The organism is Bifidobacterium sp. LH_424 (genome assembly GCF_056356895.1).
Window position 1 is genome coordinate 36,012 of sequence record NZ_JBKEVC010000009.1, and the last position, 15,295, is coordinate 51,306.

General features: G+C 67.3%; 11 protein-coding genes. 10 read left to right on the top strand and 1 reads right to left on the bottom strand.

The window, feature by feature from the left end; translation table 11 throughout:
• The first annotated feature begins 151 nt into the window (after positions 1–151).
• From AC1AYP_RS08010 to AC1AYP_RS08040, 7 genes are all read left to right on the top strand, one after another.
• Positions 152–1,201: a uroporphyrinogen decarboxylase family protein gene (locus tag AC1AYP_RS08010; protein ID WP_476547431.1), complete on the top strand. Its 1,050-nt coding sequence runs from the start codon at positions 152–154 to the stop codon at positions 1,199–1,201.
• 50 nt (positions 1,202–1,251) lie between these two features.
• A complete protein-coding gene (locus AC1AYP_RS08015) occupies positions 1,252–2,421 on the top strand; it encodes an ABC transporter substrate-binding protein (protein ID WP_476502771.1) in 1,170 nt (389 codons plus the stop codon).
• Positions 2,422–2,533: 112 nt separating this feature from the next.
• Positions 2,534–4,348 (top strand): ABC transporter permease, encoded by a 1,815-nt coding sequence (locus AC1AYP_RS08020; protein ID WP_476547433.1) that lies wholly within the window; start codon positions 2,534–2,536, stop codon positions 4,346–4,348.
• A gap of 9 nt (positions 4,349–4,357) precedes the next feature.
• Complete coding sequence (locus tag AC1AYP_RS08025) at positions 4,358–6,184, top strand: ATP-binding cassette domain-containing protein (protein WP_476547435.1); 1,827 nt, start codon at positions 4,358–4,360, stop codon at positions 6,182–6,184.
• The gene (locus tag AC1AYP_RS08030) at positions 6,181–7,422 is read left to right on the top strand and encodes an amidohydrolase (protein WP_476547436.1); all 1,242 of its coding nucleotides are present in this window, start codon (positions 6,181–6,183) and stop codon (positions 7,420–7,422) included. The genes AC1AYP_RS08025 and AC1AYP_RS08030 overlap by 4 nt, the downstream gene beginning before the upstream one ends.
• A gap of 86 nt (positions 7,423–7,508) precedes the next feature.
• On the top strand, positions 7,509–8,804 hold the full coding sequence (locus AC1AYP_RS08035) for an O-acetylhomoserine aminocarboxypropyltransferase/cysteine synthase family protein (RefSeq protein WP_476547438.1): 1,296 nt from the start codon (positions 7,509–7,511) through the stop codon (positions 8,802–8,804).
• Positions 8,805–8,980: 176 nt separating this feature from the next.
• Positions 8,981–9,769 carry a YggS family pyridoxal phosphate-dependent enzyme gene (locus AC1AYP_RS08040; RefSeq protein ID WP_476502765.1) on the top strand — a complete coding sequence of 263 codons (789 nt, stop codon included), beginning with the start codon at positions 8,981–8,983 and terminating at the stop codon, positions 9,767–9,769.
• 5 nt (positions 9,770–9,774) lie between these two features.
• On the opposite strand, the gene AC1AYP_RS08045 is transcribed toward AC1AYP_RS08040, so the two are convergent.
• A complete protein-coding gene (locus AC1AYP_RS08045) occupies positions 9,775–10,326 on the bottom strand; it encodes a type 1 glutamine amidotransferase domain-containing protein (protein WP_476502764.1) in 552 nt (183 codons plus the stop codon).
• 429 nt (positions 10,327–10,755) lie between these two features.
• Between AC1AYP_RS08045 and AC1AYP_RS08050 the strand changes: the two genes are divergently transcribed.
• The 3 genes from AC1AYP_RS08050 (at position 10,756) to clpB (ending at position 15,182) form a co-directional block, all read left to right on the top strand.
• Positions 10,756–11,481: a DUF4190 domain-containing protein gene (locus tag AC1AYP_RS08050; protein ID WP_476547440.1), complete on the top strand. Its 726-nt coding sequence runs from the start codon at positions 10,756–10,758 to the stop codon at positions 11,479–11,481.
• A gap of 71 nt (positions 11,482–11,552) precedes the next feature.
• Entirely contained in the window at positions 11,553–12,374 is an 822-nt protein-coding gene (locus tag AC1AYP_RS08055) for a fumarylacetoacetate hydrolase family protein (protein WP_476547442.1), read from the top strand.
• Positions 12,375–12,485: 111 nt separating this feature from the next.
• The gene (gene clpB, locus AC1AYP_RS08060; RefSeq protein ID WP_476547444.1) at positions 12,486–15,182 is read left to right on the top strand and encodes an ATP-dependent chaperone ClpB; all 2,697 of its coding nucleotides are present in this window, start codon (positions 12,486–12,488) and stop codon (positions 15,180–15,182) included.
• The last annotated feature ends 113 nt before the right edge of the window (positions 15,183–15,295 follow it).

A 15,295-nucleotide genomic window follows, 5' to 3' on the forward strand; every position in this document is an offset into this window, starting at 1 on the left:
AAATCCCAGCAGCCGCCGGGCGCGGATAAGACGCTATAAGAAAAGCGAGTAATGCAAAGGTGGGTTTCCGTTTGACAGCGCCGCCGCGCATCGGTTTCGATGGTTGGCATCGGGGAACACCATCCACACCATTCGAGACAGGGAGGGGACCATGACGGATCGTCGCAGCGTCTTCCATGACATCATCAACCACAAGCCGACCGACGTGCCGTACCTCGTCGGCGCATGGCAGCATCTCGTCGGCCACGAATACGGCGCCGAGGGGTTCGCCTCCGCCTACGTCGACTTCGTCAAACGCTGGGACTGGGACTGGGTGAAGATCAACCCGCGCGCCGTCTACTACGCGGAGGCCTGGGGCTCCCGCTACGACAAGGACGACTACGCCGGATTCGTGCTGCCCAAGCGCGTCAGCTCCGCCATCGAGACGCCCGACGACGTGAAGAAAATCAAGGAGTTCGACGCCGCCGAGAACGAATACTTCGCCGAGGCGATCGCCGCCGCGGCGCTCATCCGCAAGGGCCTCCAGGACCGCGCCGTGCTCGAGACCATCTTCTCGCCGCTGAGCGTGCTCCTGCAGATCGCCGACCTGCCGCTGTACCCGGGCGACGACTACGCGACCGGCACGCTCACCGTCAAGGAGCTGATCTTCGACCAGCCGGAGGTCGCCAAGCTCGCGCTCGCCAACATCGCCCACACGCTCGCCTCCTACGCGCGCGCCCTCGTCAAGCCCGTCTCCGAAGGCGGCGCCGGCCTCGACGGCGTCTTCTACGCGGTCACCGGCACGGTGAGCGAGGATTACTTCGACGCGGCCCGCTACCAGGAGTTCTCCGAGCCCTACGACCGCATCGTCATCGACGCGGTCAAGCGCGCCAACCCGGACGCCGTCGTGCTGCTGCACACCTGCCGCGCGCACTCGCACCCGAACTGGTTCGACGTGCATGGCGTGGACGCGCTGCACTGGGACCAGTACCTGCCCGGCAACCCGAAGGCGGACGCCGACCTGACCGCCGTGCCGGTCGCCGGCGCCAACTACGAGCTGTTCGCCCCCGGCGGCGACGTCGACCAGCTGCGCCGCGAGCTCAAGGAGAGCATCGCCCTGCGCGAGGGCAGGCCGTTCCTGCTCGCCCCCAGCTGCACGGTGCCGACGCCCGCCTCCGACGAGGCGTTGCAGGCGCTCGCCGACGCCCGCGCGACCCGCTGAGCCAAGACTTCCAATCCGAACGCATGGTTTTCAGGAGAGAGGACAACACCATGAAGACATCACTGATCCGCAAGGCCGTCGCCGGCCTCGTGGCCGCCGGCACGCTGCTGGGCGTGTCCGCCTGCGGCCTGCAGGGCGATTCCGCCAGCTCCGGTTCGGGCTCCGGCTCCGACACCGTGAACATCGGCGTCATCTACCCGAAGACCGGCCAGTACGCCGAATACGGCAAGCTGTTCCAGCAGGGCTTCGACCTGGCCGTCGCCAAGGTGAACAAGGACGGTGGCGTCAAGGGCAAGAAGCTCGGCCTCAAGTACTTCGACACCCAGTCCGACGCCAAGCAGGACGCGGCCGTCGCGCCGAAGCTCGTGGCCGACAAGTCGATCATCGCCGTGGTTGGCGACTACGCGTCCCCGGCCTCCGCCGCCGCCTCGCCGACCTTCCAGCAGGCCGGCCTCGTCCACTACGGCTTCAACAACTCGGCCCCGACCTTCACCGACACCGGCGACCACGTGTGGACGCCGCAGATCGGCCAGGACAAGTACCAGAAGGCCAACGCGGACATCGTCGCCAAGAAAGCGAAGAAGATTTCCGTCGTCTACATCGAGAACGACTGGGGCAAGCAGGCCTACCAGTACTTCAAGCAGGAGGCCGAGAAGAACGGCACGCAGATCGTGTACGAGTCCAGCTACCTGCCCGACTCCACCGACCTCTCGCCGATCCTGATCCCGGCGCGTGATGCCAAGCCGGACGCGGTCGTCGACATCGGCTACGGCCCGGACGGCGCGCTCGTCATCAACACGCTGCGCGACAAGCTCGGCTACACCGGCCCGTACTACGGCGGTCAGGAGACCAAGGAGTTCCTCGACCTCGCCGGCAAGAACGCCGAAGGCTCGATCATCACCGGCTCGTTCTCCGCCACCGGCACCAAGGACGCCAAGGCCCAGCAGTTCGTCAAGGACTTCAAGGCCAAGTACGGCAACAACCCGGGCAACTTCGAAGTGACCGCCTACCAGGCGATCATCGACCTCGCCTACGCGGCCAACAAGACCGAGCCGACCCGCGAGGGCATCCAGAAGGCGCTGCAGACCGTGACCGACTTCCCGCTCTACCAAGGCAATGGCGGCACGTTCAAGTTCAACCAGAAGACCCGCCGCGCCGACAACATCGAGCCGATCCTGCTCATCGCGAAGGACGGCAAGTTCCAGCAGTACGAAGGCTGATCTCCGCGGCCTTCCCGTATCCCGCCACCCCGGCCGCGCCATCCGCGCGCGGCCGGGGTCCGGCGGGTCTCGGGAGGGCCATCGTAGATCGAGGATGAGATAGGACACAACAATGTTTGATGTGCTTTTCGCCGGCGTGATTCACGGCAGCGCCTACGCGCTGGTCGCCGTCGGCATGTCGCTGATCTTCGGCGTGACCAACGTGGCCAACTTCGCGCAGGGCTCCATCGTCGCGGTCGGCATGATGGTCGCCTGGTGGCTCGGCACCACGGCCGGCTGGGGCATCGTGCCCACGTTCGTCGCCGTGGTCGTCGTCACCGGACTGCTCGGCCTCGTCATGAACGTGGCCGTCATCGCCCCGCTCGAAGGCCGCAAGCCGATCGCCGCGCTGCTCGCCACGATCGGCGTCGGCCAGGTGCTCGACAACGGCCTGCAGATGATCTTCGGACCGCAGACCCGCCCGTTCCCGAAGCTGCTGCCCACCTACAACCTCCAGTTCGCCGGCGTGCGCTTCGGCACCTCCGACGTGGTGATGGTCATCCTCGCCGTCGTCTCGATGCTCGGCCTGTGGGCGTTCCTCAAATACGGCAAGTCCGGCCAGGCGATCCGCTCCACCTCGCAGGACCCGGAGGCGGCTCTGCAGATGGGCATCCCCGTCAAGGCGATCCGCAACCTGTCCTTCGTGATCGGCTCCGTGCTCGCCGGCGTCTCCGGCATCTTCGTCGGCCTGTTCAACGCGAACATCAACCCGATGAACGGCGGCACGATCGGCATGACCGCGTTCGTCGCCGCCACAATCGGCGGCCTCGGCTCGATCCCCGGCGCCGTGGTCGGCGGCCTCGTGCTCGGCGTGGTCGAGGCGTTCGGCATCTCCCTGTTCGGCGACGGCGCGCACGACCTCATCACCTTCGGCGCGCTGCTCATCATCCTCATCCTCAAGCCGCAGGGCCTGCTCGGCCCGAAGAACGACGTCAAATCCGAGCCGCTCACCGGCACGTTCCTCGGCGGCGGCCGGCCCATCCAACTGCCCTGGTGGGGCAACCTGATCGGCGCGGTCGTGCTGCTCGCCACCCCGTTCTTCTTCTCCGACTACCTCGCCGGCATCGGCACGCAGGTCGCCATCTACGCGATCGCCGCCGTCGGCCTCACCATGATCTCCGGCTCCGCCGGACAGACGATCCTCGGCATGGCCGGACCGTTCGCCGTCGGCGCCTATGCCTCCGCGCTGCTCACCACCGAAGCGCACTGGCCGTTCCTCGCCGCCCTGCTCGCCGCAGGCGTGATCGCCGCCGTCGCCGCCAGCATCCTCACGTTCCCCGTGTGGAAGCTCTCCGGCCACTACGTCGCGATCGCCACGATCGGCGTGGGCGCGGTCATGGTCGCGATCATCCGCCTCGCCGAGCCGATCACCAAGGGCTCGCTCGGCATCCAGGGCATCCCGTTCCCCAAGGTGTTCGGCTTCACCCTGTACACGCAGCAGATGATGTACCTGCTCGACGTCATCGTCCTGCTGCTCACGCTCGTCATCGTCACGCGCCTGCGCGCCACGCACCTGGGACGCGTGTTCGAGGCCGTCGGCTCCGACCGCGAGGCCTCCGAGGCGCTGAGCATCCGCACCGGCGCGTACAAGGCGCTCGCCTACGCGCTCGCCACGTTCTTCGCCGGCCTCGCCGGATCGCTCCTCGCGCACCAGTACACGTACATCGATCCGACGATCTTCAACTCGAACATGTCGATCCTGATCCTCACGATCATCGTGCTCGGCGGCATGAACTCGCCGGTCGGCGCGGTGCTCGGCTCGATCATCCTCATCGGCGCGCCCGAACTGCTGCGCTTCGCCACCGACGCGCGCATCCTCCTGTACGGCGTGCTGCTCGTCCTCGTCATCCTGTTCCGTCCGCAGGGCCTGTTCGCCCGGAAAGCCTGAGTGGTAGCCATGACCGACTCCGAATACTCCACCGTCGACACCGTCACCGGCATCGACATCGACAACGAGCGGCTCACGAACCCCGAGGCGCTCGCCGAATACTCCGCCAAGCACCGCAAGGCCGTGCTCGAGGCGCCCGTCGTGCTGCGCGTGCGCGACCTCGACAAGTCCTTCAACGGCCTGCACGCCGTCAACAAGGTCTCGTTCGACCTGCATCGCGGCGAGGTCATCTCGATCATCGGGCCGAACGGCTCCGGCAAGTCGACGACCATCAACCTGATCTCCGGCTTCCTTGACCCGGATTCCGGCATCATCGACCTGGACGACGAGCCGGTCGCCGGCTACCCGTCCGCCGAGATGTCCGAACGCGGGCTCGCCCGCACGTTCCAGAACGGCCGCGTGTTCGGCGCGCTCACCGTCGACGAGAACATCAACCTCGGCTACCACAAGCGCCTGCGCGCGCTGCGCCCGTTCAAGAACCTGCAGCGCTACCCGATCGTGCGCTGGCTGCCGCTGCTCGCCGAGACCGGCGTCGCGCTCATCCCCGGACCGAAGGCGCGCAAGGAGGCCAAGGAGGTCGACATCCGCGTCGGCCGCGAGATCGACCGCTTCCGCGAACGCCTCGGCTCCCGCCGCAACGACTACGCGTACACGCTCTCGTACGCGAACCGCCGCCGCACCGAGATCGCCCGCGCGCACATCAGCGAACCGAAGATCCTGCTCCTCGACGAGCCGACCGCCGGCATGAACCAGTCGGAGACCGCCGAAGTGCTCCAGCAGCTGCAATACCTGAAGGCGCAGGGGCACACGATCCTGCTCGTCGAACACAAGATCGAGCTCGTCACCGCCCTCTCCGACCGCGTCATCGCGATGGACGGCGGCCGCATCATCGCCGAGGGCGCGCCGGACGACGTGCGCAAGGCTCCGCAGGTCGTCGAGGCGTATCTCGGCAAACGCCGCGAGATCAACCACACGCGCGTCTCCGGCCAGAGCAACGTGCTCGCCATGCAGAACGCCATCGAATCGGACGACGCGTCCGGCTCCCTCGCCAAGGTCGAGGAGCACGACGCCGACCTCGAACAGGACAAGGCCGCGGCGCGCAAGGCCGACGAGTCGGCGCTGCTCGCGCTCGACGACGTCAACGTGTTCTACGGGCAGGTGCACGCGCTGCAGAACGTGTCCATCCGTGTGCCGCAGGGTGCGATCGTCTCGCTGCTCGGCGGCAACGCGTCCGGCAAATCCACGACGATGAAGACGATCCTCGGCATCAACCACCCGAAGACCGGCTCCCTGTGGTACCAGGGGCAGGACATCACCAAACTGTCCACGCGCAAACGCGTCGAGACCGGCATCGCCGCCGTGCCGGAGGCCCGCCGCGTCTTCCCGCAGATGACCGTCGAGGAGAACCTGCTCTCCGGCGCGTACACCCGCAACGACAAGTCCGGCATCGCCACCGACCTCGAAGCCATGTACGAACGCTTCCCGCGCCTCAAGGAACGTCGCACGCAGCAGGCCGGCACGATGTCCGGCGGCGAACAGCAGATGCTCGCATTCGCCCGCGCGCTGATGAGCCGGCCGAAGATCATCTGCATGGACGAGCCCACGATGGGCCTGTCGCCGAAACTCGTCGAGGACGTGCTCGAACAGATCGCGAAGCTGCGCGACGAGCTCGGCGTCTCCGTGCTCATGGTCGAACAGCAGGCCGAGCTCGCGCTGTCCATCGCCGACTACGGCTACGTGCTGCAGAACGGACGCATCCGCCTGCACGGCAAGGCCGCCGACCTTCTCGGCAACGAACAAGTGCAGGAAGCCTATCTGGGAGGAACGAAACAATGACCGAAGCCGCGACCGAAAAAGCCACGACCGAAGCCACGCAGGCCGCGACCGCGCTGGAGGCGGAACTGCTCGACCACTACCGCTGGTTCCACCGCCACCCGGAACCCTCCTACGAGGAGCACGCCACCACGGCGAAACTGAGGTCGATCCTCGAAGCGCACGGCATCGAGATCCTCGACTCCGGCCTGAAGACCGGACTCGTCGCCATCGTGCGCGGCGCGCTGGACGGCCCGGTCGTCGCCATCCGCGGCGACATCGACGGCCTGCCCATCACCGAGAACACCGGACTGCCGTACACGTCCGAGAACGTCGGATACATGCACGGCTGCGGCCACGACTTCAACATGACCGTCGCGCTCGGCGCCGCCATCCTGCTCCAGTCGCGCAAGGACGAGCTGCACGGCACGGTCAAGGTGATTCTCCAGCCCGCCGAGGAAGGCAAAGCCACGAAGGAACGCCCCACCGGCGCCGTCCAGGTGCTCGACACCGGCGTGCTCGACGACGTGCAGGCGTTCTTCGGCACGCACGACGCCCCCGGCGAGACCGGGGCCATCGCCATCCGCGAAGGCGGCATCTCCGGCGCCGTCGACAAATTCCAGGCGGCCATCCACGGCACCGGCTCGCACGCCGCCGAACCCGACCGCGGCATCGACCCGATCGCCGCGCTCGGCGCCGTGCTGCAGGGCCTGCAGACCGTGACCGCACGCAGCCTCGACCCGGTCGACCCGCGCGTGCTCTCCGTCACGCACGTCGAAGCCGGCAGCACGTGGAACGTCATCCCGCAGGACGCGTTCCTCGAAGGCACGGTGCGCACCACCGAACCGAAGGACCGCCACCTCGCCAAGGACAAGGCCGTCGCCATCATCGAACGCACCGCCGAGGCGTACGGCGCCACCGCCGACGTCAACTGGTTCTTCGGCTCGCCATCCGTCGTCAACGACGGCGCATGGGCCGCGTTCGGCCGCCGCGTCGCACGCGACGAAGGCCTCGTCGTGGCCGACGATCGCCCGCAGCTCGGCGGCGAGGACTTCTCCTACTATCTCCAGCGCAAGCCGGGCCTGTTCGTGCACATCGGCGCCGGCGACGCCGGAGCCGCGCACACGCCCGCGTTCCGCCCCGATCCGGCCGGAATCTGGCCGGGGGCTCGCTTCCTCGCCGCGCTCGCCTTCCGCGCGTTGGACGAATGGGACGACGCCGCTCCCGCCGGCCGTATCATCCATGCTGATACCGAACGATAAACAACGCCTGTATCGGCAGGTACGTGTCGCTGCGACTACGTTCCTACACTGGTGACCATTCACGACTTCAAGGGGAGAATACGCACATGACGCAAGCCTTCGCCACAGCGGCCATCCATGCCGGCTATGACCGACTCCAGCACGACGACGCGGTGAGCACGCCGATCTACGCCTCGGCGGCGTTCGACATGGAAAGCGCCGTCCGTGGCGACGCGCTCGCGGCCGGCGAGACCACGGGATTCTCGTACTCGCGTGTGGCCAACCCGACCGTCGACGCGCTCGAGCAGCGCATCGCGGCGCTCGAAGGCGGCACCAGCGCCGTCGCCGTCGCCTCCGGCATGGCGGCCGTCTCGTTCGCGCTGCTGTGCGCGGCCGAGAACGGCGGACGCATCATCTCGCCCTCCAACCTGTACGGCGCCTCGGTCGACGCGATGGAGAGCTTCTTCCCGCACTTCGGCGTGCACACCGACTTCGTGAAGAACATCAACGACCTCGACGAGGTCGCCTCGAAGATCGGTCCGGACACGCGCGCCATCTTCGCCGAATCCGTGGCGAACCCGTCCACCGAGATCACCGACCTGGAGCCGCTCGCCGAACTCGCGCACAAGCACGGCATCCCGCTGATCGTCGACAACACCGTGCCCACGCCCTACCTGCTGCGCCCGTTCGACTTCGGCGCCGACATCGTCGTGCACTCCACGACGAAGGGCATCACCGGGCATGGCAATGCGATCGGCGGCGTCGTGGTCGACGCGGGACGCTTCGACTGGGCGAACGGACGCTTCCCGCAGTTCACCGAGAACGAGCAGGTGATCAGCGACGAGCGCAACGGCGTCGAGCACAGCTTCGCCGAGCGCTACGGCAAGGACGCGTTCATCCGCCGCATCCGCATCAAGTACCTGCGCACGTTCGGCGCCGTGCCGAGCCCGTTCAACGCGTACCTGTCGCTCGTCGGCGTGGAGACGCTGCCGCAGCGCGTGCGCCAGGAGGTCGAGACAGCCACGGCCGTCGCGCGCCACCTCACGCGCACCCCGCACGTCATCAAGGTCAACTACTCCGGACTCGGCAACACGCCGCAATTCGACCTGCTGCCCAAGTACTTCCCGAAGGGCGTCGGCACGATCCTGTCGTTCCTCGTGGACGGCGACGAAAGCAACGTGCGCCGCATCCTCGACGGCACCAAGGTGTTCTCCTACGTGCCGAATATCGGCGACGCGCGCTCGCTCATCGTCGACCCGGCCCGCATCACCCACCGCGAGGTCCCGGCCGAATACCGTCTCGCCGCCGGCGTGACCGACAACCTGATTCGCCTGTCCATCGGCCTGGAGGACGCCGCCGACCTGATCGCCGACCTCGACCAGGCCATCGCCGCCGCCTACTGACGCCTCGCCGCCGGGCCGTGCGCGCGCGTTCCGCGCCGTGAAGCCGCCCGTGACGCACGTCGTGCGTACGGGCGGCTTCACGCGTACAGTATGCGTACGGGTGACGCGCACGTCGCGTGGAGCGTGTGTCGCGTGAACGAAACGAAACGGATGATGACGAGGGGAGCGTGGCAGGCATGACGGCATACATGGACCACAAGGATCTGGCGAACGAGACGATTGACGAGACGCGCACGCGCGAGATCGCCGACGGCGTCAAGCGCGTGCTTGACGGCATCGCCGAGGCGGAGCAGGCGGCCGGACGCGACGCCGGATCGGTCAGGCTGCTCGCCGCGACGAAGACGCGCGACGTGGGCGAGATCATGGCCGCGATCGACGCGGGCGTGCGCATGATTGGCGAGAACCGCCCGCAGGAGGTGCAGGCGAAGGCCGAGGGGTTGGCGCGACAGTGCGCCGCACGCGGCCTCGAACTCGGCCGCGACGTGCCGTTCCACCTGATCGGGCAGTTGCAGTCCAACAAGATCGGCAAGGTGCTGCCCGTCGTCAACACCATCGAATCGGTGGATTCGATCGAACTGGCGGAGAAGATCGCCCGCCGCGCGGTCATGCGCGACATGACCATCGGCGTGCTGCTCGAAGTCAACGAATCCGGCGAGGAATCGAAGTCCGGCTGCGCGCCCAGCCACGCCATCGATCTCGCCAAGCGCATCGGCGCGATGGGCGGGCTGGAGCTTCAGGGACTGATGACGATCGGCGCGCATGTGGACGACGAGGCGACGATCCGCGCCGGATTCGCCCACCTGCGCCGCACCCGCGACCAGATCCTCGCCTCCGGCGCGCAAGGCACCGAAGGCTGCAAGGAACTGTCGATGGGCATGACGCAGGACATGGCGATCGCCATCGAGGAAGGCTCCACGATCGTGCGCGTAGGCACCGCCATCTTCGGCCCCCGCGCCTTCATCTGAGTCGATTAGGCCTCCAGCGCTTCCTTGATCGCGCCGACGAAGTAGTCGAGGTCGTCGGGCTTGCGGGAGGTGATGAGCTTCCAGCCGTTGTTGTCGTCCACGTGCAGCTGCTCGTCGACGTAGTGGCCGCCCGCGTTCTCGATATCGGCGGCGATGTAGCGGCACGGCGCGGCGGTCTTGCCGGCCACGAGGCCCGCGTTCACCAGCAGCCAGGCGCCGTGGCAGATCGCGGCGATCGGCTTGCCTTCATGCGCGAACTCCTGCGCGAGCGTGATCGCGTCCTCGTTCACGCGGATGCGGTCCACGTTGCAGGTGCCGCCGGGCACGACCAGCAGGTCGTAGTCGGCCGCCTGCACGTCGGAGAGCGTCGTGTCCGGGGTGAGCGTCTCGCCCTCGTAACGGTCGTGCTGCACGGTCTCGCACTTGTCGAGCGTGGTCGCGGCGAGCGTCACCTGCGCGCCCGCGGCCTTCAGATCGCGCAGCGGACGGGTGAGTTCCGTCTCCTCGATGCCCCAGTTGTTCACGATGATGAGCACCTTTTTGTCCGCGATGGCCATGGTTCCTCCTTGGAATGCCTTGGTGATGCGCCGGCCGTCCGGACGGACCGGAACGGCCGGCCGCATATGTGGTTGCTTGCCGTACCCCATTATGCCGCGGGCCGCGTCGCGCGCGTCGGTTCAGCGCGCGCTAAGCTGAGGGAGATACGTCGAGCCATGCCCGCGGGGCTTCTTCCCGACAACAGGCTGACGGAGGACGACCTTCCGGGGCATGGGACATGTGCTCGGCCCCTCTGGCGAGGGAACTCCGGGGAGACCGGGAAGCCGCTGGAAAGCCTTCGCTGGTGCCGTTTCGGCCCCCTCTGATGAGGGGGCTCCCGCGGAGCGGGTGGGGGAGAGAAAACCGTCATTCGGAATTACGCAGGATGAACCGATGATCCTGCGAACCGGCACACTGACGCAGCCGACGCAATCGGCGAGGAGGACGCAATGAGCGAACCATACAATACGAATCCCAATCCCTATACGAATCCCAATCCGGTCGATCCCAATACAAACCCCGCCGGCGTTCCGGCGCAGGAGCCGTACGGCGCGACGTCGTCCGACCCGTATGAGCCGGCGACGCCCGCGAACCCGTATGCGCAGGCCGTGCCGGAACCCGCCGCTGGTAGCGCGCCGTACGGTGCGTACGCGCCGGCCGGCGCGGCTGTGCCGCCGGTGCCGCCGGCACAGCCCGCGTACGGCGTCGCTTCCAGTGGCGTTCTGGGCGGCGTGCCCGGCAATCTGTATGCTCCGGGCGCCGCGTACCAGCCGTACTACCAGCCGGAACCGCGCTGGAACGCGATGGCCATCGCCGGGTTCGTCGCGTCGTTCATGGTCTCGATCGTCGGTCTGGTCCTCAGCATCATCGGTCTCAACCAGATCAACAGGACCGGCGAGAAAGGCAGGGGACTCGCCATCGCTGGCATCATCGTCGGCGCGCTGTCCACGCTCGTGTCCGTCGTGTTCGTCGTCCTGTTCGTCACGGCCGTCGTCGACGCGTCGTCGCACGGCTACGACTATTCGTACGATGACGGCGGCGACGGCTACGACTATTCCGACGAAGGCGACGATACGACGAACGCCGCCGACCGTCTCGCCGCCGCACCGGACAGCGCGACCGCGCGTCTCGATGCGATCGTCGCCGCGACCGCCGCGACACTGCCGACCCGCTGACTGCCGCATACGCCGGAACGCACGCCGGAACGCGCCGGACGGCGCGACGGCGTGCGGCTAGACTTAGCAGCATGAGAATCGCACGTTTTTCATTGAATGACACGCCGCGATACGCCTTCGTGCAGAAGGACGAATCGGACGGCAAGGATTATCTCGTCGAACTCGACGGCCACCCGCTGCTCGGCGGCAAGGTCGCCCCGACCGGCAAGCGCTACGCGCTCGACGCCGACGGCATCCGTCTGCTCTCGCCGGTCCTGCCGAGCAAGGTGTACGGACTCGCCAAGAACTACGAGGCGCACGCGCAGTACATGCACGAGGCCGGCCACTCCGAGATCTCGCACGCCCCGGAGGACATGGTCATCTTCACCAAGCCGTCCACCTCGGTGATCGGCCCGGACGATCCGATCGTGTACCCGGCCTGCTCGAAGGACATGAACTTCGAGCCGGAACTCGCCGTCGTCATGGGCCGCGTCGCCAAGAACGTGCCGGTCGAGAAGGCCATGGACTACGTGCTCGGCTTCACCTGCGTCAACGACGTGACGCTGCGCGACCTGCAGGGCCTCGACCCGACGTGGACGCGCGCCAAGGGCTTCGATACGTCCTGCCCGCTGGGCCCCTGGATCGTCACGCGCGACGACGTGAACTGGAAGGACGCGAAGATCTCGTTCACGCTCAACGGCGAGGACGTGGCGATGGCGTCCGGCACGACCGCGAACCTCATCCACGGCATCCCCGAGCAGATCGCCGCGATCAGCTCGTTCTCGACGCTCCTGCCCGGCGACGTCATCATGACCGGCACGCCGAACGCGTCCGGCCACCTCGAACCCGGCGACGAGACCATCGTCCACGTCGAAGGCGTCGGCGACCTACGCAACGTGATCGTGCGCGCGTAAGGTCGAAATGAAACTTGAGCCGACGGCGCTCAAGTTTTGGGAATAGAATGTCCTCCAGGTCGGTTGAACGTGTCAGAACACGAACAACCTAGAGACTTGGAGGACAGACTTATGGAACAGAAGTTCACGACCATGGCCCAGGAGGCCATCGGCGACGCCATCCAGAGCGCTGCCGCCGCAGGCAACGCGCAGGTCGAGACCCTGCACGTGATGGACGCGCTGCTGCGCCAGGAGCAGGGCGTCGTGCGCGGGCTCATCCAGGCCGCGGGCGGCGACCCGCAGGCCATCGGCGCGGCCGTGCGCAACGCATTGGTGGCGCTGCCGAGCGCGTCCGGCTCGACCACGTCGCAGCCGCAGGCGAGCCGCCAGCTGACCGCCGCGCTCGCGCAGGCCGAGAAGGAGATGCAGCAGATGGGGGACGAGTACGTCTCCACCGAACACCTGCTCATCGGCATCGCCGCATCGGCCCCGAACCAGTCGGCCGAGATCCTGAAGAAGAACGGCGTCACGCCTGAGGCCCTGCGCAAGGCCGTGCCCGGCGTGCGCGGCGGCGCGAAGGTGACCAGCCCGGACGCGGAAGGCAGCTACAAGGCGTTGGAGAAGTACTCCACCGACCTGACCGCCGCCGCGAAGGAAGGCAAGCTCGACCCGGTGATCGGCCGCGATCAGGAGATTCGCCGCGTCATCCAGATTCTGAGCCGTCGTACGAAGAACAACCCGGTGCTGATCGGCGAGCCCGGCGTCGGCAAGACCGCCGTCGTCGAAGGCCTCGCGCAGCGCATCGTCGCCGGCGACGTGCCGACCACGCTGCAAGGCAAGAAGCTGATCTCGCTCGACTTGGGCTCCATGGTGGCCGGCTCGAAGTACCGTGGCGAGTTCGAGGAGCGTCTGAAGGCGGTCCTCAACGAGATCAAGAACGCAAACGGCCAGATCATCACGTTCATCGACGAGATCCATACGATCGTCGGCGCCGGCGCGGCCGAAGGCTCGATGGACGCCGGCAACATGTTGAAGCCGATGCTCGCCCGCGGCGAACTGCGTCTGATCGGCGCGACCACGCTCGACGAGTACCGCGAGAACATCGAGAAGGACCCGGCGCTGGAGCGTCGTTTCCAGCAGGTGTTCGTCGGCGAGCCTTCCGTGGAGGACACGATCGCGATCCTGCGCGGCCTGAAGCAGCGTTACGAGGCACACCACAAGGTGACGATTGGCGACGACGCGCTCGTGGCCGCCGCGACCCTGTCCAACCGGTACATCTCCGGCCGCCAGCTGCCCGACAAGGCCATCGACCTAGTCGACGAGGCGGCCGCGCATCTCAGGATGGAACTCGACTCCTCCCCGGAGGAGATCGACGAGCTCCAGCGCAAGGTGACCCGCTACGAGATGGAGGAGATGCAGCTCAAGAAGGCCGAGGACCCGGCCTCCAAGGAGCGTTTGGAGAAGCTGCAGGCCGAAATGGCCGACGCGCGCGAGAAGCTCGCGGGGCTCAAGGCCCGTTGGGACGCGGAGAAGGCCGGCCACAACAAGGTCGGCGACCTGCGCGCCAAGCTCGACTCGCTGCGCGTCCAGGCGGACAAGTTCACCCGTGAGGGCAACCTCGCCGAGGCGAGCCGCATCCTGTACGGCGAGATCCCGGCCATCCAGAAGGAGCTCGCCGCCGCCGAGAAGGCGGATGCCGAGTCGAAGGAAGGCGGCGAAAACGCGAACAAGCCCGAGCCGATGGTCCCGGACCATGTGGACGCCGACTCCGTCGCGGAGATCGTCTCCGACTGGACCGGCATCCCCGTCGGCCGCCTCATGCAGGGCGAGAACGAGAAGCTGCTCCACATGGAGAACTACCTCGGCAAGCGCGTGATCGGTCAGAAGGAAGCCATCCAGGCCGTGTCCGACGCGGTGCGCCGCTCGCGTGCCGGCATCTCGGACCCGAACCGTCCGACCGGCTCGTTCCTGTTCCTCGGCCCCACCGGCGTCGGCAAGACCGAGCTCGCCAAGGCGCTCGCGGACTTCCTGTTCGACGACGAGAAGGCCATGGTGCGCATCGACATGTCCGAGTACATGGAGAAGGCCTCCGTGTCTCGTCTGATCGGCGCCGCGCCGGGCTACGTCGGCTACGAGCAGGGCGGCCAGCTCACCGAGGCCGTGCGCCGTCGCCCGTACTCCGTCGTGCTGTTCGACGAGGTCGAGAAGGCGAATCCGGAGATCTTCGACGTGCTGCTGCAGGTGCTCGACGACGGCCGCCTGACCGACGGTCAGGGCAGGACCGTGGACTTCAAGAACACGATCCTCATCATGACCTCCAACCTCGGCTCCCAGTTCCTCGTCAACGAGGATATGGACGCCGACGCGAAGAAGAAGGCCGTGATGGACGCGGTGCACATGAACTTCAAGCCGGAGTTCCTGAACCGTCTCGACGACATCGTGATGTTCCACCCGCTCACCCGCGAGGAGCTCGGCGGCATCGTCGACATCCAGGTGAAGAGCGTGGCCGCGCGTCTCACCGACCGCCGCATCAAGCTGCATGTGACGGCCGCCGCCCGCGAATGGCTCGCCAACACGGGCTACGATCCGGCGTACGGCGCCCGTCCGCTGCGCCGCCTCGTGCAGACCGAGGTCGGCGACCAGCTGGCCCGCATGCTGCTCGCCGGCAAGGTGCACGACGGCGACACGGTGCTCGTCGACCAGACCGGCGGCGAACACCTGGAGCTCACCGCCATGCCCGAGGACCCGCTCGCGGGTTCCGGTGCCGGTGACACGTCCGCGCCCGACGACCCCGACGTCAACGTCGAGGACGTCAAGACCGACGAGTGATCGCACGGTCTGTGGCGCTCTGTGATAGGTGAGGAGAGCGCATAAGCTCCATCTCCTGCGCCCCCTTCAGGGGGAGCTGGCGAGCGTAGCGAGACTGAGGGGGTGTCCGGCAG

Excerpts from the sequence above, each read along its gene's own strand:
- AC1AYP_RS08010 (WP_476547431.1), top strand. The coding sequence starts at position 152 with ATGACGGATCGTCGCAGCGTCTTCCATGACATCATCAACCACAAGCCG.
- AC1AYP_RS08015 (WP_476502771.1), top strand. The coding sequence starts at position 1,252 with ATGAAGACATCACTGATCCGCAAGGCCGTCGCCGGCCTCGTGGCCGCC.
- AC1AYP_RS08020 (WP_476547433.1), top strand. The coding sequence starts at position 2,534 with ATGTTTGATGTGCTTTTCGCCGGCGTGATTCACGGCAGCGCCTACGCG.
- AC1AYP_RS08025 (WP_476547435.1), top strand. The coding sequence starts at position 4,358 with ATGACCGACTCCGAATACTCCACCGTCGACACCGTCACCGGCATCGAC.
- AC1AYP_RS08030 (WP_476547436.1), top strand. The coding sequence starts at position 6,181 with ATGACCGAAGCCGCGACCGAAAAAGCCACGACCGAAGCCACGCAGGCC.
- AC1AYP_RS08035 (WP_476547438.1), top strand. The coding sequence starts at position 7,509 with ATGACGCAAGCCTTCGCCACAGCGGCCATCCATGCCGGCTATGACCGA.
- AC1AYP_RS08040 (WP_476502765.1), top strand. The coding sequence starts at position 8,981 with ATGACGGCATACATGGACCACAAGGATCTGGCGAACGAGACGATTGAC.
- AC1AYP_RS08045 (WP_476502764.1), bottom strand. The coding sequence starts at position 10,326 with ATGGCCATCGCGGACAAAAAGGTGCTCATCATCGTGAACAACTGGGGC.
- AC1AYP_RS08050 (WP_476547440.1), top strand. The coding sequence starts at position 10,756 with ATGAGCGAACCATACAATACGAATCCCAATCCCTATACGAATCCCAAT.
- AC1AYP_RS08055 (WP_476547442.1), top strand. The coding sequence starts at position 11,553 with ATGAGAATCGCACGTTTTTCATTGAATGACACGCCGCGATACGCCTTC.
- clpB (WP_476547444.1), top strand. The coding sequence starts at position 12,486 with ATGGAACAGAAGTTCACGACCATGGCCCAGGAGGCCATCGGCGACGCC.